27 protein-coding genes, 3 tRNA genes and 2 pseudogenes are annotated in these 20855 nt (G+C 48.8%); 7 read left to right on the forward strand and 25 right to left on the reverse strand.

What is annotated here, in order from left to right:
• Positions 1–2: 2 nt before the first annotated feature.
• From URZ40_RS16610 to URZ40_RS16630, 5 genes are all read right to left on the reverse strand, one after another.
• Entirely contained in the window at positions 3–851 is an 849-nt protein-coding gene (locus URZ40_RS16610) for a head maturation protease, ClpP-related (protein ID WP_320720872.1), read from the reverse strand.
• Positions 852–864: 13 nt separating this feature from the next.
• Positions 865–2169: a phage portal protein gene (locus URZ40_RS16615; RefSeq protein WP_220708874.1), complete on the reverse strand. Its 1305-nt coding sequence runs from the start codon at positions 2167–2169 to the stop codon at positions 865–867.
• Positions 2169–3905 carry a terminase TerL endonuclease subunit gene (locus URZ40_RS16620; RefSeq protein ID WP_320720873.1) on the reverse strand — a complete coding sequence of 579 codons (1737 nt, stop codon included), beginning with the start codon at positions 3903–3905 and terminating at the stop codon, positions 2169–2171. Before URZ40_RS16620 ends, URZ40_RS16615 begins: the two co-directional genes overlap by 1 nt.
• Entirely contained in the window at positions 3905–4402 is a 498-nt protein-coding gene (locus tag URZ40_RS16625) for a phage terminase small subunit P27 family (protein WP_320720874.1), read from the reverse strand. The genes URZ40_RS16620 and URZ40_RS16625 overlap by 1 nt, the downstream gene beginning before the upstream one ends.
• A gap of 157 nt (positions 4403–4559) precedes the next feature.
• Positions 4560–4910, reverse strand: coding sequence for an HNH endonuclease signature motif containing protein (locus tag URZ40_RS16630; RefSeq protein ID WP_320720875.1), 351 nt, complete (start codon positions 4908–4910; stop codon positions 4560–4562).
• A 101-nt stretch (positions 4911–5011) separates the two neighbouring features.
• Here URZ40_RS16630 and URZ40_RS16635 point away from each other — a divergent pair, with 101 nt between their 5' ends.
• The gene (locus URZ40_RS16635; RefSeq protein ID WP_077064159.1) at positions 5012–5191 is read left to right on the forward strand and encodes a hypothetical protein; all 180 of its coding nucleotides are present in this window, start codon (positions 5012–5014) and stop codon (positions 5189–5191) included.
• 16 nt (positions 5192–5207) lie between these two features.
• Here the strand turns inward: URZ40_RS16635 and URZ40_RS16640 are convergent, their stop codons facing one another.
• Complete coding sequence (locus URZ40_RS16640) at positions 5208–5816, reverse strand: hypothetical protein (protein WP_116341793.1); 609 nt, start codon at positions 5814–5816, stop codon at positions 5208–5210.
• Positions 5817–5978: 162 nt separating this feature from the next.
• On the opposite strand from URZ40_RS16640, the gene URZ40_RS16645 reads away from it, so the two are divergent.
• Complete coding sequence (locus tag URZ40_RS16645; protein WP_116341435.1) at positions 5979–6212, forward strand: hypothetical protein; 234 nt, start codon at positions 5979–5981, stop codon at positions 6210–6212.
• Between the two features lie 4 nt (positions 6213–6216).
• Here URZ40_RS16645 and URZ40_RS16650 read toward each other — a convergent pair whose 3' ends face one another.
• Together URZ40_RS16650 and URZ40_RS16655 are read right to left on the reverse strand one after the other, a co-directional pair.
• Entirely contained in the window at positions 6217–6384 is a 168-nt protein-coding gene (locus URZ40_RS16650) for a hypothetical protein (protein ID WP_232935880.1), read from the reverse strand.
• A gap of 11 nt (positions 6385–6395) precedes the next feature.
• Positions 6396–7853 carry a glycosyltransferase family 2 protein gene (locus tag URZ40_RS16655; protein ID WP_320720876.1) on the reverse strand — a complete coding sequence of 486 codons (1458 nt, stop codon included), beginning with the start codon at positions 7851–7853 and terminating at the stop codon, positions 6396–6398.
• Between the two features lie 190 nt (positions 7854–8043).
• Here URZ40_RS16655 and URZ40_RS16660 point away from each other — a divergent pair, with 190 nt between their 5' ends.
• A complete protein-coding gene (locus URZ40_RS16660) occupies positions 8044–8334 on the forward strand; it encodes a Bor family protein (protein ID WP_116341442.1) in 291 nt (96 codons plus the stop codon).
• 73 nt (positions 8335–8407) lie between these two features.
• On the opposite strand, the gene URZ40_RS16665 is transcribed toward URZ40_RS16660, so the two are convergent.
• The 4 genes from URZ40_RS16665 to URZ40_RS16680 form a co-directional block, all read right to left on the reverse strand.
• The gene (locus tag URZ40_RS16665; protein ID WP_116341444.1) at positions 8408–8758 is read right to left on the reverse strand and encodes a hypothetical protein; all 351 of its coding nucleotides are present in this window, start codon (positions 8756–8758) and stop codon (positions 8408–8410) included.
• Positions 8759–9301: 543 nt separating this feature from the next.
• On the reverse strand, positions 9302–9802 hold the full coding sequence (locus URZ40_RS16670) for a hypothetical protein (protein WP_116341446.1): 501 nt from the start codon (positions 9800–9802) through the stop codon (positions 9302–9304).
• A gap of 38 nt (positions 9803–9840) precedes the next feature.
• Positions 9841–10326, reverse strand: coding sequence for a TIGR02594 family protein (locus URZ40_RS16675; RefSeq protein ID WP_407065517.1), 486 nt, complete (start codon positions 10324–10326; stop codon positions 9841–9843).
• Positions 10313–10654 (reverse strand): phage holin, lambda family, encoded by a 342-nt coding sequence (locus tag URZ40_RS16680; protein ID WP_105572770.1) that lies wholly within the window; start codon positions 10652–10654, stop codon positions 10313–10315. Before URZ40_RS16680 ends, URZ40_RS16675 begins: the two co-directional genes overlap by 14 nt.
• Positions 10655–10838: 184 nt before the next feature.
• Between URZ40_RS16680 and URZ40_RS16685 the strand changes: the two genes are divergently transcribed.
• Positions 10839–11123 (forward strand): hypothetical protein, encoded by a 285-nt coding sequence (locus tag URZ40_RS16685; protein ID WP_116341450.1) that lies wholly within the window; start codon positions 10839–10841, stop codon positions 11121–11123.
• Positions 11124–11265: 142 nt separating this feature from the next.
• Here URZ40_RS16685 and URZ40_RS16690 read toward each other — a convergent pair.
• The 3 genes from URZ40_RS16690 to URZ40_RS16700 form a co-directional block, all read right to left on the reverse strand.
• Positions 11266–11340, reverse strand: a tRNA-Gly gene (locus tag URZ40_RS16690).
• A 3-nt stretch (positions 11341–11343) separates the two neighbouring features.
• A tRNA-Thr gene (locus URZ40_RS16695) sits at positions 11344–11419 on the reverse strand.
• A 78-nt stretch (positions 11420–11497) separates the two neighbouring features.
• A tRNA-Ile gene (locus URZ40_RS16700) sits at positions 11498–11574 on the reverse strand.
• 123 nt (positions 11575–11697) lie between these two features.
• Between URZ40_RS16700 and URZ40_RS16705 the strand changes: the two genes are divergently transcribed.
• Positions 11698–12141: a hypothetical protein gene (locus URZ40_RS16705; protein ID WP_320720878.1), complete on the forward strand. Its 444-nt coding sequence runs from the start codon at positions 11698–11700 to the stop codon at positions 12139–12141.
• A 400-nt stretch (positions 12142–12541) separates the two neighbouring features.
• Positions 12542–13552 carry a hypothetical protein gene (locus tag URZ40_RS16710; RefSeq protein WP_320720879.1) on the forward strand — a complete coding sequence of 337 codons (1011 nt, stop codon included), beginning with the start codon at positions 12542–12544 and terminating at the stop codon, positions 13550–13552.
• A 13-nt stretch (positions 13553–13565) separates the two neighbouring features.
• Here URZ40_RS16710 and URZ40_RS16715 read toward each other — a convergent pair whose 3' ends face one another.
• The 7 genes and pseudogenes from URZ40_RS16715 to URZ40_RS16745 form a co-directional block, all read right to left on the reverse strand.
• Complete coding sequence (locus URZ40_RS16715) at positions 13566–13943, reverse strand: antiterminator Q family protein (protein WP_320720880.1); 378 nt, start codon at positions 13941–13943, stop codon at positions 13566–13568.
• Positions 13944–13956: 13 nt separating this feature from the next.
• Positions 13957–14028, reverse strand: a pseudogene (locus URZ40_RS16720) (hypothetical protein); the annotation flags it as partial.
• Entirely contained in the window at positions 14025–14885 is an 861-nt protein-coding gene (locus URZ40_RS16725) for a helix-turn-helix domain-containing protein (RefSeq protein ID WP_320720881.1), read from the reverse strand. The pseudogene URZ40_RS16720 and the gene URZ40_RS16725, both read right to left, overlap by 4 nt.
• A gap of 2 nt (positions 14886–14887) precedes the next feature.
• The gene (locus URZ40_RS16730) at positions 14888–16759 is read right to left on the reverse strand and encodes a toprim domain-containing protein (protein ID WP_320720882.1); all 1872 of its coding nucleotides are present in this window, start codon (positions 16757–16759) and stop codon (positions 14888–14890) included.
• A 103-nt stretch (positions 16760–16862) separates the two neighbouring features.
• A complete protein-coding gene (locus URZ40_RS16735; protein WP_320720883.1) occupies positions 16863–17828 on the reverse strand; it encodes a hypothetical protein in 966 nt (321 codons plus the stop codon).
• Between the two features lie 175 nt (positions 17829–18003).
• Entirely contained in the window at positions 18004–18306 is a 303-nt protein-coding gene (locus URZ40_RS16740; RefSeq protein WP_320720884.1) for a hypothetical protein, read from the reverse strand.
• Positions 18293–18745 carry a hypothetical protein gene (locus URZ40_RS16745; protein WP_320720885.1) on the reverse strand — a complete coding sequence of 151 codons (453 nt, stop codon included), beginning with the start codon at positions 18743–18745 and terminating at the stop codon, positions 18293–18295. The genes URZ40_RS16740 and URZ40_RS16745 overlap by 14 nt, the downstream gene beginning before the upstream one ends.
• Positions 18746–19131: 386 nt before the next feature.
• On the opposite strand from URZ40_RS16745, the gene URZ40_RS16750 reads away from it, so the two are divergent.
• Complete coding sequence (locus URZ40_RS16750; RefSeq protein ID WP_202783906.1) at positions 19132–19317, forward strand: YlcI/YnfO family protein; 186 nt, start codon at positions 19132–19134, stop codon at positions 19315–19317.
• Positions 19318–19384: 67 nt separating this feature from the next.
• On the opposite strand, the gene URZ40_RS16755 is transcribed toward URZ40_RS16750, so the two are convergent.
• From URZ40_RS16755 to URZ40_RS16765, 3 genes and pseudogenes are all read right to left on the reverse strand, one after another.
• Positions 19385–19981, reverse strand: a complete 597-nt coding sequence (locus URZ40_RS16755; protein WP_320720886.1) for a Rha family transcriptional regulator — start codon at positions 19979–19981, stop codon at positions 19385–19387.
• Positions 19982–20085: 104 nt separating this feature from the next.
• On the reverse strand, positions 20086–20283 hold the full coding sequence (locus URZ40_RS16760) for an AlpA family transcriptional regulator (RefSeq protein WP_064673414.1): 198 nt from the start codon (positions 20281–20283) through the stop codon (positions 20086–20088).
• 155 nt (positions 20284–20438) lie between these two features.
• A pseudogene (locus tag URZ40_RS16765) lies at positions 20439–20855 on the reverse strand (hypothetical protein); the annotation flags it as partial.

Genomic DNA, 20855 nt, shown 5'->3' on the forward strand with positions numbered 1-20855 from the left:
CCTTATTTGACTAACGCCGCCAGGGCGCTTTCAAGTGAATTGATGGTTTCAGGTTTGATGTCTTCGGCAGCGCCCGGCGTACCGTCGTTGGTGGTGACAGCGCCAGGCATGCCACCGGATAAGGCTTTAATGAGTTTTCTGCGCTCAGAGCGCGGGGTGTTGGTCTTGGCCAGCAACGCATCAAGTTTGCGAAGCGCGGCTGCAGGCGATTCGTCGCCGTCGCTGACCGCATCAGCAGAAAGCAAGCTGTCTGCCAGTCCCTTCGCCACTGCATCACTGCCACAGATATAGCTTTCCGCGTCCATCAGCTTCTGCACAGCGGCCATATCAAGGCCGGAGCGCGCCGCGTAGATGTCAGCCATAGCGGTATCGAAGGGTTCCAGTGACTGTGCCAGTTCAGCAAAATCATGGCGGTTTCCCATCGCGTATACCCAGCAGTTGTGGATCATCAGGAAGGCACCGCGGCCAATCTGAATATCATCCCCGGCCATCGCAATTATCGAGGCGGCGCTGGCGGCAATGCCCAGCACCTTCACCGTTACACGGCCTTCGTATTCTCGGAGCAGGTTATAAATAGCCAGACCTTCGAACATGTCGCCGCCCGGTGAGTTGATATTCACCGTGACGTCGGCGCCGTTCATCGCCCGAAGCGCACCGGCAATACGTTTAGCTGTTACCCCTTCGCCCCAGTAGTCCTGCCCGATAACATCAAAAACAGAAATGCTGTTATCGTCGGTGGCCGCCGCTTTGATCCCGCCGTCCCAGCGGTCCAGTGCGGACGGTAATGTTTCACAGGTAACGCGCGCGCAGGGGCGACCCGCCGGTGCTACCGGAAGTTGTTTTTTGCTCATCAGGAAAGTGCTCCTAAGCGGCCTGTTTCAGCGGAGATTGTTCAAAGGAAATATCGGGGAATACGTGGTTATGCAGCTCTCGCAGGGCCAGTGCCTGAACAGCAGGGTTGTTACTTTCGAGATTTTTCAGTTGCGTCAGGTTGAGCTGAACGGTGTAAATATCGCCCCCTTCAATTGGCGGCATGTTCTCAAGACGACGAACGTCATTACGGGACATCCAGCCATTTTGAAGCGCGCTGGTATAGTATGCCGCGCGACCGGCACTATCGGCTCGCAGTAGACCTTCAACAGAGAACTCTGCAAACACTTCATCATCGCTGTCGAGTAAGCACCGGCCAATTTCCTGCTCAATATTCACAAGCAGAGGTCGAAGTGTATGCGTCAGGAACTGCAGGTTCATGCCTTCCAGACTTGATGCCCAGCTGCTTTGTTTCGTGGTGTGGCCAACCATGAAAGGAGGCACGCGAAACCAGCGGCAGATTTCCTCAATACTGAAAGAGCGGCTTTCCAGCATCTGGGCATCTTCAGGGTTCATGGTAACGCCCTGATACTTTAACCCGCCTTCAAGTACCATTATCTTTCCGGCATTTTTAGAGCCGGTAAATGCAGCCATATAGCCGCGAAGCCTTTCACGTTGTTCATCACTGAGAGCATTTTCAGCGGAGAGAAAACCTGAACTCTGAAGCCCCTGTTCAAAAATCTTTGCTGCAGATTCTTCAACAGCCATCGCGGCACCGATCACATCCCGGCCCGTTTTCATCGGCATCATGCCGCAAACGCCATCCAGACCGAATCCGCGAATGTGCATGATGTTTTTGACGGGAATGACGCGCTCGTTACCGTTTTCAGTGTATTTGTATTCCAGCGCCCCGGTAGTAAGACGTTTAACCACCATGTTCTGCGGCAGCAAAGGCACCAGCGAAACCAGGCGATTCGCGATGAATTTCTTCTCAATGAAGGCATTCCCGCGCAGGCAAATACTGGCTACCACCATCAGCATAAAGCGTGATGGAGTCATTTCTGAATTTGGACGACGACACAGAACAGAATAAGCCGGGTGGTCGGTTGCCGCTTTACGCGAACCGTCAGGCTGTCTAACGTATATTTTCAGCGGAAGGGTTGAAATTGACTCGCTTAACAGCCTTACGCATGCCCATACAGCCGATAGCTGGATGGCTTTATCGGCCGTTACCACCTTTCCGCTGCTGCTGGTACCAAACCATTCCTCCCAGAACGTGCCGGTAGTCAGGCTGATAGGCACACCAAGCCAGTTAAGCAGAGCACTTTTAACCCTGCCTGGCCGTTTGTTTTTTTTCATCAGAAACCTACCATGATGGGATTATTGAAGAATCCGGAGAGATCCTGCTGGTCGTTGCCACCGTTAACCAGAACACGGCTCATTGCTGTGAACAATGCCGCCGGGCCATCAATCTTGGCCTCCGGTGTGGACTTGTTAGGAAAAATGTTCTCGTTCCGGTCAGGTTTGACGGTTACGTTAGACATCATCCAGTTCATCACCGGGTGATCGCTGTGATGAAAGCGTCCACCGTATACCAGTGCTTCGACCTCTTTCATCGCCTCAGAGAAATTGCGAACCGTCTGTGGCACTTCCACCAGCGGCAACCCTTCCTCTGCCAGTGAAAGGCTGAACTGGGTTGCACTCCACGGATCAAAGCCAATTTCTTTCAGACTCTCGCCAGCAACCCACACCTGCAGCTCTTCCTTAATCTGAGCATGGTCGATTACATCCCCGTCGGTAAGGATCAGCTTGTCCATCTCGGCCCACTTACGATAGAGCTCTGCCATCTGGCGTGAACACTTCTCAAGCCGTCCCTCCGGCAGCCAGAATTTAAAATCCGCATGAACGCGGCCACCTGGCGCGCGCCAGACTTTAGCGGCTGCACAGATATCAATTTTGTTTGAAAGGTCAACGCCCACCCAGGATGGATAGGTTTTAAGTTCGTGCTGCGGGGCGATATACTCGCATTTTTCCCATTTCATCATGTCCATCCAGGCAGACTCAGCGGTAACCCAGATATTCATGTGTTTGGTGAAAAAGTTAATCCTGGCCGAAACCTGCTCTTTCGCCTTTTTAGCCAGGCGGCGCAGGTCATCCCAGCGCTTACAGATACCCAGCCCCGGATTCGCCTTCTGCCAGACTTTTTCATCAAATGGATCGTCACCATCATCTAAGGTGTAGATGATGGCAAAAAACGTATCGTCTTTTACCAAGCCGCGCAGGACTTTGATGGCATAATCACGCAGTTCGTAGCAGATGCCTTCTTTATTGAAACCAGCGGTGGTGATACCGAAAAGCAGCGACTGCAGGCGAGCGCCGGTTGCCGTCTCCAGAACGTCCCAGACGTCACGGGTTTTGTGAGCATGCAGCTCGTCGACGATGGCGCAATGAATGTTCAGACCGTCGAGGTTATTCGCATCTGATGATAAAGGCTCGAATTTGGAGGCCGTTTGCTCCTGGTAGATAGCGAGCTTGTTGAATTCGAAGATCCGCCCAAGAGTGGCTTTCGCCTTCTTGACCATATTTTTCGCGTCTTCAAAAACAATTCGCGCCTGGTCACGGGTAGTTGCAGCGGAATAAACCTCCGCCCCGCCCTCGCCGTCTGCGCCAGCCATATAAAGCCCCACACCGGAGCAAAGCGTTGATTTGGCATTTTTACGGGCCACCTCAACATCTGCTGTACGGAAACGCCGAACCATCACCGGCCGACCGCTGTCGTCGTTACGCAGGACGGTTTCCCCCGTCTCTTCGTTCACCAGCGGGATAACAAAGCCAAAAATATTAATCAGGATGAAAACATGCCAGTCCATCAGCTCAATAGGCTGGCCTGCCAGCGCACCTTTGACGTGAGGAACAAAATTATAGAAATTCAGAATGTGCTGCGCGCGCGGCTCACTGAAGAAAATACCGCGCTCTTCGCCGTGTGCCAGATCGTCAAGAAAACGCTGACAGGCAAGGCGCACATACTCACAGGCAATAATTTCTCCCGCCACCACCCTCTCGGCGTAGCGGATGCCTTCTGCAACCTTAGCCATTAATCCCTCGCTTTCATAAACTCGGCCAGCGGATCAACCGCATCAGGACCTTTTGCATTCACTTTAGAGCGGCTGGCTGGCGTCATGCCGAACTCACCGAGCATGGCGCGCAGACGTTTCCAGGAATCAGCTTTCATAATGGCGGCCGGGTGAGCCTTGATCATGCGAATCTCTCGCTCTTTACCTTCGTCTGGCTCTTCGTCGCTATAAACGGCGTAGGTGTAGCCTTCTCTCTCCAGAGTATCGCAGTGATGCCGGTACTCGGTGTAAACCTCAACCAGAAGCTCAAGTGCTCTCGCGTCCAGCTGCGACATGACGCCAAGCGCATCGAGCTCTTCAGCCATACGCCTGAACCAGTATTTCCCCTGCTTGTCGAAATGCTTCGGCGTTGGGGGTACCCCTGCAGCTGGCTTAGGTTCGTTTTCATTAATCGGGCGTTTTGATGGGTTACCCCTCACCAAACGTAGATGGGTCGGGGTTTTCGGTGGTCCAGACATAATCGAAAACTCCTATTAATCATCGAGTGGGGGACCCCATAAAAAAGTTTTCTAACCTGCGGCGATGTGAAAAGAGGTTAGGCGGCGGTCCTTTAGCGCGTCGTTCCTGAACTTTCAACCCGCCCTCCCCCTCGGCCGGTCCAAATGAGAATCGATGTCATTTGAGTCTTTCAACCGCTGTTTTCGCCCTGTGGCAAGGCTTACAGAGGCTTTCGAGGTTGGACAGGTCATCGGTCCCCCCATTTGCTTTGGCGGTGATGTGGTCCACCGTCTCAGCGGGGGTATACCTTCCATTTCGCAGGCATTCCTGACAAAGGTGGTTATCTCTGTCGAGAACGACTGGTCGCAGCCTGTCCCACTTGCTGCCATAACCTCGCTGATGCCTGCTCTGTCCTCTCTGATGCTGCTGCCAGCCTTCGTTAAGGTGCTTGGGGCAATAGCCTGAGCGGTCTGTGGTTGTGCCAGAACAGCCACGCTTGCGGCATGCTCGCGGTATTTGTGATGGCATTAACACTCCTAAAAAAATGAGTCATCGCCACATTGAAAACGTAAATTCTTACTGCAAAGTGTATTTGCCACGCTTTTGTGGTTAATTTCGTGGAGGTATTTATGGGTTTGAAACCTGGTCAGTCTAGTGGACGTGATGGCGGTGTATATCGTGAACGCGGTCCGCGTGGCGGCCAAACCGATAATTACACAACCATTCCTGATAACCATAGGGCACCACCAACTTCAAAACCTGGTGCAACATGGGAACCAGTAAAACGGACTCCAGACAGCAAAAGATAAAACTAATTAAACCGGCCTATTGGCCGGTTTTCCAGGCGATTCTCCACGCTCGTCGCCGTTCTGTGCGTGGCGCTGAGTCAGGGTGACACTCGACTGATTCAAAGTCTGCATGGTCCACCAGCGAGTAACACGGATAGACCACTGCACCGCCCCAAGCATCACCCACGGCATAATCAGCGGGCTTACTGCTATCCCATCGAGACAACACGCGACTGATATGTTGCGGAGGTACGCTATAGCACACCCCGTGTATCAGCTGCGGCAGCGTGATGTGGTCAGCCTGAGTCTTATCAGCAACAATCAGCCGCTCGGCTATCCGCATTTGATACTGAGGTGGTCGACCTGTACCGAGATAAAAACTCACCAGAGAATCAGGGAAGCGGTTTAGCCAGAGACCTATCACCAGTTCAGTAAAACTGTTTGAAGGCTGAGCATCATCTTCAACTACAATTACCCGGCATGTTTGTTCTGCTGCCCACTCAAGCGCGCGCCGATGATTCCAGTTCGCGCCGTGGTTACCATCATCAATAAGCAGATAGGCATCCAGCAGCGCAGCAAGGCGTTGCGCATGTTCTAACCGGGAGTGATGGCCGACCACCACAAACTTTATGATTTCAGCCACCAGCAAATCTCCAATAAAAAAGCCGCACGATGGCGGCTATTATCTGAATATTAGGGTGTTACTTCGCTTTAACCCTGGGTAAAGTGGATGCTCAGCCCGTCAGTGTATGAACACTGACGCCTACGCCCCAAGAGGAATGGCTGTTCACCTCCATACAGGAAATATATGAGCGAAAATACCCCCAAACCTAACGACACAATTTTGATGGCTCATGATGTCATCATTGCGGGCCTTTTGACCACTCTGCCAGAAGAACAATCAATGGCGGTCCGCAATTTTGCGCTGATAAAACTCAATCAGAGATTGGAAGAAGAAAAATCAAAGGCCGAACCAAATAAATTTATTATAGAAATGTTAGAGCAAGCAAAAACATGTACTGTTAACTTGTTTTCACGATAAATAGTCAACGTTGAAAACAGCTTTCCAGAATCAACTCGATATTTCCGGTTCTGTTTGCTTTAGATAAATCCTTCATCCCATGCGGTACCTTTAAAGCGACCTCCTCAAAGGTCGTTTTTTTTCGCGAGGCATATTTGTTTTGTTGCGCACTATTAGATTTTGTTTCGTCCATTATTGATACCTTCATTTATGTTTCCACCAAGCAACTTCTTTTCCCACACCATCAGTTTTGAAAACGGTGTGTACCAGAGGCCCGGTGACCAACCTGCCAGAGAATGACTGCGCCACAATGCCGAACGCAAGCATGTCACCAACCGCTGCACCAGCCTGTTCTTTCTTCCAGAAACGATAACTCTCGATCCGGTAGTAAAGACGGATGATGCCGTGAGCGAACGCCATCACATCAGCGCGGGTGCCACCCAGCAGGCCAGCGTTAAGCATCATATCGTTGCGGTGCGCTTCGATGAACTCCTGATACATACGCTCAGGATGATTCTGTTTCGCCCAAGTATCGGCGTAGGTCTTCGGTTCAGAACCGACATAAACATTTCCGGGCTGCATTTCTTCCCACGGTGCACGGAGCATTTCGACATCGGTACCATCGGTACACCAAACGAACCGGTATTCAGGTTGATCGCGCAGGTGCTGCCAGATATGCAGCCAGCGCCGGAAGTAGACATTCATCTTCACGTCAGGGACGCGATACATCTCAACGTCTGTCGGGACCGCCTGCAGCTCATCCACCAGCGCAATACGGCCACAATTACGCAGCGAAGAGGCCCATTTAGCCAGCATGTCAGGAGAGGCGGTCATTTTCGTACCGCGCTGAGGGTCGGGCTGGCTGGTCAGTAACGTAGTGATTACCACGTCGCGTTGCCGCCGGTACTCCACATAACCGGTAAACCCGGTATCACGTCGTTGGTTGTGGATTTTTACGTTACGTTCCACCAGCGCCTGACGGTCTGGCTTCGGTACCGAACGCTCCACCGCTTCATGCTCATCGAGAGAATGGATCAGCATTTCGGAGCCTTTCACATCGGCATAAGCCCACGTAGTCAATCCAGCGTTATGAATGCGCAGGGCGAGGTCGCTGTGCTCGTACATGCCGCGACCATAAACCGGATCGAATCCGCCCACCTTCTCGATGGCGCTGCGGTGGTAGTACAGCATCACGCCGCGCTGCCCGGTGTACGTCACATGCTGATCGTCACGGTAAAGCACCGAAAGGTCATTCAACTTATTGCGGCCAGCCAGATCGAGAAACTGGTAAGCCAGATGTGGCTCGGGTGATTCGATGTAGGGAAGATGCCAGTTATCGGCGATGGGCCAGGCGTCCTCATCCCATAAAAACAGATGCTCGCACCCGGCATCCATAAGGGCTGACAGGCTGGCGTTCTTCGAAGCAACAATGCCGAGTGATGTTTCATGGCGAAGCAGCTGCACGCCGTGGGGAACTACCGCTGCAGGTTTTGAACCATCATCGACTACCACCACCAGCGCGCCGGCGGGAAGGTGCTTCATGTGCTGTTCGAGTGCACGCTTCAGAACGTCGGCGCGGTTGTGCGTAGTGATGGCAATGCCAATCCTAGACGCTGAAGCGCAGGCAGGCACATACGGGACACCATCAATAGTGACCTGCATAATTTTCCTCTGGGAAGTTTATTAATTATCTTATTCGTAATAATGGATGGGCTGACGCTAGCAATGGATGATGTTGATAGTTAATCACTAGGGAAGTAGAACGAATCTAAGCTAAACTACTGGTCTGATATGTATAAATTAATGATACATGTCATTATTTTTGCGAATCAAACCAACAATAAGGTCATTTATGAAAAAGTTAATTATGGTAGCTCTGGTTGCCGCAGCTGTTTCTGGCTGCGCTCAACAATCATTTTCAGTAAACAAAGCCATGACGACTACGCCGCAGCAAGTTACGACACATCATTTCTTCGTTAGCGGGATTGGTCAATCCAAGCAAATTGATGCAGCTCAGGTTTGCGGTGGTGCTGATAAAGTTGTTCGTACTGAAGTTCAGCAGACTTTTGTAAACGGACTGCTGGGATTTGTCACCTTCGGTATCTATACCCCCCGTGAAGCACGGGTTTACTGCGCGAAGTAATCATCTGGTCAGCAGTAATTACGCTGCTGACCTATTTCTTTTCCATTTGTATGCCAATAGCCCCCGTAGGCGGCTAAGCTAGTGAAACGGGTAATTTATCCTCTGGTACGCCCTTATCTCTTAGAGACTGCCTAAGCATTGCAATTCTTTCTAGATCATCATGAGATGGGTAACTATCTGAGAGATATATTGCGAACTCGTATACAGGCGGCGGGTTGAAAGTTATCACTGAATACCCAGCCTCCTCCAGCAGTTCGACAACAATCCCATACGATGGTCTGATACCTGTAAACCAGTAACAACCATCTCTTTCCATGCCCTGAACAGCTTTTGCCGCATGCATTTTGTACATTGCCAAATACACGGATTCTGAAAGTATGTTCTCCACTATCACCTCCCTCTGGTTTATATCGTAAAATACCATTGGTGGATTTTTTAATAGATAAGAACAGATCACAAAATTCGTTATCAAGCCCACCAGCAGGCGAGCTTAGTTTTACAATTAAACATGCATTTAGCTTGCATTTTTTGGGCAAGGTGTTAAGGTCCCACAGCATTAGAGCAAGAAGCACAAAAGCATAACAAAAGATTCAACTCATAATTGCCCCGCAACTGGGGCTTTTTTTATGGTCGCACTAAATTCAAACACACCAGTTGGTAAGATGCTTTTAAGCTGCGGTACAGATAGATTGTGGTGCCGGGTGCCTCCCGGTGAGTCTTTTGGTTAACCAACCTTGACCCGCTTGCTCCAGAAATCCACGATGCCCCAATGAAGAAGAGTCGCCAGGTTAATTAGCCCCGCCGCTTAGGGGGATTCACCACGATTTAACTGTAACACATGAATGCTGATCGAGTGTGGGGCTAGGAGAATCTGCTACGGTTAAAGTCCAGAGGAGAGACTGTGTCAGAGCCTCATGGATGAGGTTCTATTTTGTTTCGCAGTTCACTCCCACGCTTTGTTTAAGGTTCACTGCCGCTCTTGCTCAATTTGACGTATACCAGCCAGGTTATTGTTACCTTTCTCAATAACGGCCAGCAGCGGCTTTATCCACAAAACCGCCTGGCAGTACGTCATTGAGCTGGCGGCAGCGGAACGATCATCGGCTGCGTCAGGTCTGTTGGTATCGGTGTGCAAGGCGCTGGCGCGTAAACGGTACGCGTATTCGAGCAGCCCACCAGCGACATCAGCAGGAACAGGCAGATCACAGGTTTTTTCACGGCGGAGAATCTCCCGGTATTTGATGACGGTTTCTTCTGTGCCGGTGTCAATCAGTGAATTCAGCCTGTTGGCATGCTCAGCGATTTGATTGAACCGGTTGAAGTTGAACGCCTGCGTCGCGATAACCTGCCCCTGCAGCTGGTTATCCGATGCCAGAACGCGATTATCTGCCTGGCTGTGCGCCAGCCGGATGGCGAGGATCGCAATGGTTCCCGCAGTGACAACAATGATGAGCAGCAGCGCCAACATCCTCCATGAGGGTTTCAGCGCTGCCGGGAGTAACGGGATCATGATTCTTTTACCGAACTGGCGGCACTCATCACCGGCAATGGCCTGCTATCCAGAGGTTCGTTAACAGGCCAGCGATAGCCGGTGACACGGGAACGGGAAAAAGCGCGAATGTTGATGGCATCAGACTGATTACCGCCCAGCACCATCAGGTCGCCGTTATCTGCCTGTCCAACGACAAATCCCACATGGCCGCCGCCGTCGCGACTGAATACGACAACGCATCCGTAAGCTGGCTCGCGAAGCTGGATTCCCCAACTGAGATAGGATTTGGCTGATTCGAACCGGGTTGACCGGATACCGACGCGTTCGAGCATTGACCCGACGTAAGCTGCGCACCAGGGTGTTTCGTCATCTTTAATACCGCCTCGTTTGATGTCCTTCCAGAACTGAAGTATTAACGGGTTATGGCGTGGACCTTTGATTTCCATCTGCCCGATATATTTTCGGGCTTCCATCAACCAGCGTAGCTCATTTTGCTGCATTACCACCTCCCAGGCGGGTGTTTAATATGCCAAGCAGCAAACGGCGGAACTGCTCAACACCGATAAAGCCAATGCCACCGCCAATGGCAATCGACAGCGATTTAGGCCATTCCATATATTCCAGCCCGGAGGCGACCGTCAGGGTCAGCGCCCCACACAGAAGCCCTTCAAGCAGAATCTTTTTCCAGCCCCCGCCCGTGTAGGCGATTCGAAGCGCGGCCATGATGAATGCCATCAGTACGGCACCCAGCGGCGTTTCTCCACGCCACCAGCTCTGAAAGAGTTCGAGCCAGTCAGGCCAGTTGTTTGGATTGTGTGGCATTTTCATAATCTCTCACCTCGCTGTGTGCGGGTGCTGTGTAGGGGAAACAAAATGGCCGCCCGAAGGCAGCCTTAAAATTCAGAGCATCACCAATAGCAACTGTGCCATTTCTTTCCGAGACTATCGGTATCGATATAGCCGGTTAATTACTTGCTGGATCTAATTCCGTCAGTTCATCTATGGTGAAAAAATGAAAAGTGCCCTGCTCGCTACCCTTGCGACTCTCCTTATAGCAAGTACATCCGTATACGCCGATCCGTGGAAAGACGAATCAGGTAATGGACGCAGGTATGATTACCATGGTGACAGCCATAAAACCGTTTATCGCGACGGTCGTTGTAAGGTCGAAAGAAAATGGGAAGGTAATGGCGAATACAAGGAAGAGCGTAAATGTAAAGGCTATTCCGATCACGGTCACTACGACGACAGCCCATCTGTCATCATCAATACACCTGACATCGTGATCAAACCATGATTCTTGAATTTTTAGGATGAGCGCTGAACCCAAGGACCAGTATTTTCACACAGCAATTTTGCAAAAAGCAGCGCCCATTCAAAACGGGGTTGCTTTTCAGTCACTCCGGGGAACCCATCATCGCAGACCGAAAAGCTTAAACTGGAGCGGGCAGCGGGAATCGAACCCGCATCATCAGCTTGGAAGGCTGAGGTAATAGCCATTATACGATGCCCGCATATGGTGCCGACTACCGGAATCGAACTGGTGACCTACTGATTACAAGTCAGTCACTCTACCTACTGAGCTAAGTCGGCAGTGGTCCGCCACCGGAGCCTCGAACCCCGTACCACAACACCTGGGTTGCCGCTCTTCCCGATGAGCTAGTGGCGGTTTGGTGGCCCTTGTTGGGTTTGAACCAACGACCGGGCGATTATGAGTCGCACGCTCTAACCAACTGAGCTAAAGGGCCGGGAGCGAGATGATACATAAGTCAAACTAACCACGCAATATCAATGGTTTTTATAGTTGAGTTCAACTGTCTCTGATATCGTTAAATCGCTAAATGTTAACGTATAGAGTAAGGAAGCCAACCATGAGTAACTATTCCGATTTGTGGCAAGTAATTAAGATGCGAGTATGTCGCAATAATAAATTTGCAGAAAGCTCACTTGCGCACAGCAATTCATATGATGCCATAAGAGTAAAATTAAGAATACTGCAAATATTTGCGCTTGAATGTGCTTTACAACAGTATCGACTAAAGCATGGAACACCTTTTAATCCGCTCGACGGTAAAAAGGCCTTACATCATATGATTTTTGAAAAAACAAAATGGCAGCTTGATACTATCAGAACGCTATCGCTTAATGATTCGTTGTTCATTATCAATGATGAATTGCGTTTGTTGGAATTACCTCCAAAAGCCAGCGACTTTATACAGAGCCTTGAGATCGGGCTACATGTTCATCCTCTTGACGATTTTTCAGAAGAGGACTGGGATCCCATGGGAAACTCAACTTTCCTTCAAAGCCTTTAGCAGCCATCTCCCCCATTTCCAGTGATATTTCACAAAGCCGTTCTTCCAGAGCGGCCTTTTCTTTCACCAGACGATTGAAGTGGGCAAGGTGGGTTTTCTGCTGCCCAAGCCAGTCTTCAAGCTGCTCAGTCGTCATGTCAGGGTTAAAAAAGTACGGCTGCTGTTTATCATATTGCATTGCAAGCCTCCAAAAAAAGCAAAAACCCCGCCATGGCGAGGTTTAAGAATCGTTTTAAGTCCGTGGCGTAGAAACCACTCTTAACACAGTAAACGAGAAAATGCGGACCGCGTTAGTGATTTTTAACGAGTTTTGCTTTATTTTCCCTACACACAGCAAAAATAGAAAGCAGTTCTTGCCTAACTAGTCAGTTAACGCGGGGCTTAGAATGAGGGATTATCTTTGGGTGACATACAGTATGATGTAGAGTCAGAGCAACAGGCTTTTGAGTTGCTCGAACGTTATCTGAGCGGACAAGGCCTACCAGAAAAAATTACTTTCAATGGCTGGCCGAGCCTCACCATCAGGTTAACCGGTGATAAATTCAATAAATCACTTACTCCCTCAGTAATGAAGGGCTTCGTTGAGATGCAATCGCAGATCAACAAGTCTTATGCGCTTGCAAAATACGGCACTCCGGATGTTCGCAGGCTAACTAAAGAAGAGCTTGATGCTTTAGAAATAGAAGTTACAGTAGAACAAGGTTCTTCACTTGTTGAGATCAACATTGATGGATTCCTGAGCAAGCTTACGCATGAATTGGTAGGAAAAATGAACGCCACAGAGATTGTATTCACAGTTCTCGGTGCTGCCGTCATATGGGGCGGTGTAACCGTCTTTAAACGCTTTTTAGATAACCGTAAAGATACTCGCCTCGCGGAGATTGCTAAAGAAGGCGACAAAGAACACCTGCGCGCTATGCAGGTGATGACTCAAGAAGAAACGAAACGCCTTCAGATTATCTCTGAAATGGTGGCCCAAAAGCCTCTTCTCGACAACATGGATCGTATGTCTTACGACGCTAAGACAACCATGGTTAAGTCATTCGTACGCTCAGATACTGCTGAAATTGATGGTGTTACCATCGATTCTGAAACTGCAAAAGAACTGGTTACAAATGCACGTCGCCGCTCTGTCGAAATGCGTATAGACGGTGTCTACCGCATCGAGGAAGTGAATAACACTGACCCAGAATGTTTCAAAGTTAAAGTTCGTAGAGTTGATTCTGACCAGCGACTTACTTGCGTAGTGCAGGACATTTTCCTCGACGAGTCGGGGAACAAAGAGGCTCTACAACGAGCAGAATGGGAAAGAAAACCTGTTCATTTAAGCATAAATGCAAAACATGTTGACGGAGATATCAAGTCAGCTGTGATTTTGTATGTCAAAGATGTTGATACAAAGCCCGAATAATCGGGCTTTTGCTTCACGACTTCACTTCGGCATCCATCTCTAAGCCTACATCCAGCATGCTAAGACAGCCGTCGATAAAACCTTCTGCCATCTGAATCTCAATGCGTATTAGCTTTTCATCCTTTTTCCGTGCTTTCGCGATTTTCCGCTTTGATATGCCATAGAGATAATGCGCAACTAAGAGCGAATGCTCATAGGGCTTACGCTTTTGCAACCGAGCTAAACATCCCTCGATAATCAAGGCATCATCGTCAGTGCATGAAAGACGAGTTTTACTTGTTTGTGGAATAAGCCCCTTGAAACCGGCTGCGATGGGAGAGTAGTCAACCCCAGAGCTATCACTCGCAGCCCAACCGCCCCAACGCTCCAAAACCATTTGAATATCACGCATTGTTTTTTACTCCAGTCTTGTTCACGTCATCGCTGATGTGCATTCCCTGAGGACTAAAGTGTTTTAGTGATGCCTCCAGTTTCATTCTTCACACTCCCCTACCAGGTTAAACATCACCGCTGCGCCGTGGTTCTCCATGTATTGCCCCTTTTCACTTTCAAGGAACCAGCGACATACCTCGATAGCTTCAGCTCGCGTCACGGGTTTGATGGTTGCCAGCAATTTTTCAAGGTAACGCTCACGGTCATGTACGGATTCATGATGATCGGAGTAGCCGTATTCGTGTTCGAGCTCGTTCCCGGCAGTGTTGCGCGCCCAGTAAAGCCAGTCCCAATAAATCAGCTCACGGACTACATCCGAAAGCGTGTGTGGCTCTGGCAAAACATCACGATAACCATCGACAAATTCCCGGCGCTGATCGTCAATTTCGTTAATACGTCCGCCGCTAATGCTGCCAGCTTTCCTCTCGCTCAAAGTCCAGCCCCAACGGAGATCGTCGATAAATTTCAGGGAAGACTTGATTACGCGCTCGGCTTCCACATCTTCGAGTGCTGCCTCATAGCTGCCGAACGTGGCCCTGACTGATGCTGCTTTTTTGATGTTCTCCCGGGCGTTCTTGATTGCCTGTGCCGGGTTATCCATGCCAATGGTACCGAAAGCAATCTGGAAAGGATCGCCACCATTCGCCAGCAGATAACGCGCGTAACGTTCCTCGGCCTCTTTTGGGGAGATTTTAATTTTCTCCAGCGCGGCTTCGGCTGCGTCCAAATGTGCGGGTTCGTTCAGACGGATAACCTCCAGTACCCAAAGATAAGCATCAGTCTGCTTATGCCCGGTGATTATCCTTTGCTCGGGCAGAGGCTTGATGTTTGCGAGGGCGGTGCTGTGCGTTTCCGTCGGGATGGTGAAAAGTGTCTTATGGTCATTATTGTCTTTGCGCATCGTTATACCCTCGTCACGTTGCTTGCTTCCCACTCGAGATCAAGCTCGCTTTGCGGCTTACCGACCAAGTAGTTAAATGGTTTTTTCTCGCCTTCCAGGAACTGGTGAGAGCGAGAGTCAAAGTTGGCTCCGATATCGCCGATCCACCCTTCTCCTTCTCGTTGCTTTAACAAGCGAATCATTGAGGCGGGAAGATTGATTGCGGCTTGTTCGTCTTTGTCGAGGCTCTCATAACCCATACGATCCGCTTTTCTCTGAGCCAGCTCGCGTGGAATGTTGCGCCAGACGGCCATAACGTTGTCGGGCATATCCGTTAAAGCACCGGTGCCTTTTACGTCCATCTTTCCGGTTGGAGCGGAGTCGTTTGTTTTTCTGGCATGGGTAACCAGCAGGACGTGACAGTTATGCTCGTTCTTGAAGTCGCAAAGCGTATCGATAAAGTCCTTCTGACCTGTGTAGTCTTCTTCGTCCAGTCCGCATTTTGCCAGGTTATCTATGACGAACAGCTCAATGCCATAGCGACGCCGGGCATAGGCAAAAATCTCAAGAAGCCGGTCTGCTTTGGCCGTTCCAGTGAGTTTGAATACCCAAAGTCGGTCAGAAAACCATTCATTGGTCATAATGATTTCTTCACGCTTCGGTGAGGAGGTGCAGATGGTTTGCCGCGTGAGTCGGGCAAGCATTTTGCCTGGTTTAAGCTCCAGAGAAGCAATACAGGTCCTGACGCCCTGACTCATAGCATCAATCGCAATATGTCCAACGAGCTCTGTTTTGCCATGCCCATTTACGCCATTGACGAGGGTCAGCTCACCGGCACGGAACTTGAAGTTGTTATTCAGCGAAGTCCAGGGACTTGTAAACAGGCCGGTATCCCGATGTTCGAATGCCTCAATAGTTTCCTGAAGCAAATCCCCTGCTGAGGAAAGCTCATCAGGATCGAAGAATTTAGCGCGCTCCATGTATTCCAGAATGGAGTCGCTGTCCATGCCGTTCATCAGGCAATCGTTGATATCTTTGTGCGGAAGTTCAACCATGCGGCAACGATGTTCACCAAGACGTCTGGCGATTTCTTTTGCAGCTTCACGGCCCACATCATCGTTGTCCAGACACAGCCAGATTTCCTGAAAGCGATCGAGGTTGTGGTATTCATATTCAATCCACTGCTGCTTGGCACCCTTCCCACCGCCAAATGGAACAGACAGGGCATCATAGCCAAGCTGCGTAAAGGTCATGCAGTCAATCTCACCCTCGCACAGCACTACCAGACGGGTGTTTTTATCCAGTGCCTGCCAGCCAAATAGGCATGGTTCACAATCAGCTTCAGCCATGATCAGCTTTTTGCCGTTTGGCCGTTCGGTACCAATACGTTTTACCTGCAGCAGTTCGCCGTTCCGAATGTACGGGAATGCCACGGCAGGCACTTCGCGGTTTTCGTCGTGGTACCAGACCACCGCGTCTGTCACTTTAAAACGATCGGCTATTTCACGGGTAATGCCACGCGAAGCAAGGTAGTCGTAGCATTTGCTGGCCGATTTAACGCCCTTCCTCGTCGGACGCGAGAACGTTTTTTTCTTCGCTTCGAAGTGGTAATCGTCATTTTTCAGGCCAAGAAACTCTTTCGCTTCTCGCATAGCGTCATGCAGCTGACAGTTACGCACTAGCACCCAGAGATCCAGCAGGTCACCGCTGTCACCGCTGGCGAAATCAGCCCATGACTTTTTACCACCGATATTAACCTTGAGGCTTTTGCCTGAGTCACCGTTAATATTGCCAGCACACCACTCTTTGCCTTCGAGGTGTCCCTTCGGAAGGAGAAACTTAGCGACGCGTTCAGCGTTATCCCATAATTTTTCTGAGAGTTCAGCAGGGGTCATTACACACTCCTCAAATCAAATTTAACAAAACACCACGACACAAAGTCCTTGCGCAAAACACCATGGTTGTATCCGGCCACAAGCAACCTTTTGATGAGTGTTTTCATTTGCGTTGTCCGCCACGATTCAAACGCTCAATAGCCGCCTGATTAATAAAAACCTCAGATGAACCGTCATTTGACGGAGTGAACCATGAGTTTGATGCTGAGCCTCCCGGAGTGGAGGCTCCTGAAGAATTCGACGTTACGACTGGTTTCTCATCATTCCAGCGCTCACCGTTCAAATACGTAGCAGGAAGTAACTTGTCGAACCCAAGTTGCTGCGCCCTAGCTCTTATTCGAATGTCATCAGCTAGCAGTGTGGCGAAGTCCTCTGGTGTGCCATGGTTAGATTTTTTCCATTCCTTAAATTTTGTTTGAAAAGCAGACCTAGCCTTGACCTTTGCATCCTTACGAAGTCCAGCCATCCAAAAGATATTTTCAAATGCTGCTTCAACTGGATCAGCGCTGTCGTCCCCATTCTTTGGTTCTGACTTTTCCTGTGCAGGTAAACTTTTCTGTTCATCTGGAGCATCACAATTTGTCCGAGGAAAATCGGACATTGTATTTAGTTCCTTTCCTTTCCCTTCCTTTCCTTCCTTCCTTTCCCCTTGGTACGCGTCATCATCGCGTGGTTCACGCGTGCTTATCGCGCCACAACCCGCATCAGATAAGGGTTTCAGAATTTCACAGCCAGAAATGGCCGGAAGCTCAGATTTTGACTCTTTATTGTTAATAACTTGGTGGTTTTTGAACGAAGGAATCGCACCATACTCACCCGTGTTATTAGCGTACTTAACAAGAAAACCACGCGTATTTAACGCGTGAAGTACGCGTGACATATCAACTTCGTCGTAAGGAAGAATCGCAGCTTTAAGCCTTAAAGGCCGCCATTTAAAGCGACCTTCCCGGTCGCATTGAGTCCAAAGACCTATAAAGGTCAGGCGAACTGGTAACCCTGTTTCTTTCTCAAGCTCGAATAACTCATCATGTAGGAAGAATTCAGGTTTAATTGTTCTAATGCGCGCCATAGCTCCCCCTTTCATAATGGAAAGAAAGGACCATGTAATAGACTGCGAAGCATCGTCTCTTATTTATGAAGCTCTGTTTCTCAGGTTTCATAATTACGTTTCTCCATTCTCAGGCCGAGTAAGTCCCCAACCTGATGGCTGTATTTTTTCTAAGAGCGGGTAATAAATTACTGATTCAGTTTTTCTTGCGTCTGACTTCTCTCAAAACTGAATCAGCTTCACCAGCGTTGAATTTCAATGCAGCGGCTATACCGGGGAGATACATAAGCATTTCACCGATATTGCGGAGATCTTCTCGAGCCGATTTATCATCATAATCTGCATTATCACATGCCCAGAAAATCACGTTCCCCATGGAACTGAGACCAGACATAATTCCATCAAAGGCATCATGAGAGTTTGAACTTATTTTATTGAGTTCATCCTGTGATTCATTCCTTGAACAGGACCTAGTGAGAATTTGTTCAATCTGACTCATTATTAACCTCCGCGTCCTTCACTGAAAGCCAATGGTTTGCGTATCTGAGCAATTTTGGCTCTTCAAGATTGTCTAGCTTATGGCCTCCATGCTTTACAGCTTGTTCCAGCCAATCCTCTAACAGTGTGAAAAAACCAACAATCTGTCCTTTAAGCGCATCCTGTTCGTCGGTAAGTCTCCCGGCAGAAAAACCTAAGCCACACATATCCATGACAACAAACTGTAGATTGCCTCCTAACCCTCTCCCATTCTCACGTAAATATTTGAGGTAAATCATTCCAAGTGCCTTTCCTGACTCACAACCGCCAAAATAGCCACCATCTCGCGGAACACACCAAGAGTTGTAACCTGGCTTCCCCTCAATTCGGTCTACAAAAGGAAGTCTTGCCCAAAGAGAGCAGCGATTTTTGTGAAACTTGAGTTGAGTTGATTTAGACATTAGCCGCCTCCTGAAAACGAACGCGATCAGTGAATGAGAAAGCGTAAAATTGCATAGATGTCGTAAAATCATTAAAGCCAGATGATGCTTCGACAATCAGGGAGCAAAAGTTTGATAAAAAACCAGTTTGGTGTAACACCAGAAAGCAACAATGATATTTTTTTTCAGGGTGAATTTGGGTATCATGATAACATGCCATTATGTAATCCTTAGTTACGTTTTGGTTAGAGGCCCAGCCCGGACGGCCATCCGGATGGGCTTCGCACTGCACTAGGTGTATTTCACCTCCACTAAAAAGGCTACTCCATGGTGAAATACACCGCAAGCCTTTTTTTAATATTTTTTTAGCGTATACTGACATACACCTAATCCAAGGAGTGTCAGTAATGGCAACAGGTGCAAAGAACGCGAAGTCGCAAATGACTACTGTACGTATTCCCCATGAAGTGATGGAGGACATAGAGTCACTCAAAGAGGATGGCGAGAGTACCGCTGGTTTTTTAGTTACTGCAGCAAAAGGCGAAATCAAGCGTCGGCTACGCAAGAAGTCTAAAGACGATCCCGAATCTTGATCGATCTGACTCCCAAAGGCAGCGTTCCTAGCGCTGCCTTCTTCCTGAACAGAGTAGCCAACAAGCATTAGCGAACCTCCAAAGATTTACCGCCGCCAACGAAATCCAGATTCAACTGACTGAGGCTTTTTACCAGAGATTCCGCTTTATTTAGCAAAACCAGATCGTCCTGACGTTTACGCAAACGGCGGCCAGCGTCACTTGAGTCTTCATCCGATACCTTACGAGCTCCAGCCACAATCGCCTGCAGTTCTTGAACTGAGTAATTGAGGTAGCCATGGGCCTGACGATCTAACTCTTCCATGTAATCGTAAACCTTAGCCTGCAGCTCGTAGCTATAACTCATTGCCATCAGGCAGGCCTCGCGTTTGGGGAAGTTGTAGCAAGACTGGGCTCGCCCTTTGCCATCAATGTAATCTCCAAAAAATTTTGGAGATTGAGTTTCACCCAAGACTTTTGGCACTTTCGCCATAAAACTGTCATGGCGAAGCTTACGATATTTTTTACATGGGAAGGTCATCCCCTCCTCTTCCGCTTTCACCTGACGTTCGGTATTGATGTAATCGACCATTTCTAAACTACTCATAGTCGGCGTAGAAATGCCATGCAGACCGATTTTAGGTTGAGAGAGGTCCTCCCCAATAGGGGCATATAATTTATTCATGATGGTTTACCTATCTTTAATTAGCTGATAGCTGTCGCAACAATTAGATCTTAACCAGATACTAATTAAACGACACGCAACAAATGCACATAGGGGATTCTTTATCAGGCTACCTCCTTCCGAGACTCTTCGATGCGCTGGTTAATCCAGTCATCGATTTCACTTTCGACAAAGGCAATGGAGCGGGAGCCAATTTTGATGGAAGAAGGGAATTTACCCTGACTCATAAGGCGGTATAACCAAGCCTTGGAGTAGCCGGTTCGGCGCTGAACTTCAGAAAGCCGAATTAAAGATTGAGACATGATAACTCCTTAGTATTCCAATGCTGTACACAGAAGAATACTAAGAAGGTTGAAAGCCATTTGAAATACCAAAAGCACTCCATTAATGACTTGTTTTGACTAGACAAAAAAACGCGAACCAATCTAAATAACGTCAGGACAAAAATGGACAATAATCATCTGTTTTTGTCCACAGATGAGGATAATGAATCCCAACATCTTTGTATTGTTTTTCTTTCAATATCATTCTGCATAAAATTTGATCGAGTAAATCTATAAACAGCCGATGCAGGATTAGAACCACCATGATTATAAAAAAGCTTAAGCAATTCAGTAACAAAGGCTCTTTCAGCAAGAGAGTTATCATTTCTGGTAGAAATTACCCCAGCTCTTGCTTTATCTATTTCGGCAAGGACTCTTATAAGACTATCATCTTCACCATGAAATACTCTGCCATGCCACTCAGGTAGGTAACTAAACAAACTATTTTTTTCAAGCTCGCAAATTTCTTTTAAAAGCTTTTTATACTTATCAAGTGTTTCAATTCCATCTGCATAAGCTTGTCTTATTTCTCCTGATGCATAACCATACAT

Origin of the sequence: Enterobacter sp. 296B2 (assembly GCF_034106185.1) — a bacterium.
Taxonomy (GTDB): domain Bacteria; phylum Pseudomonadota; class Gammaproteobacteria; order Enterobacterales; family Enterobacteriaceae; genus Enterobacter; species Enterobacter cloacae_N.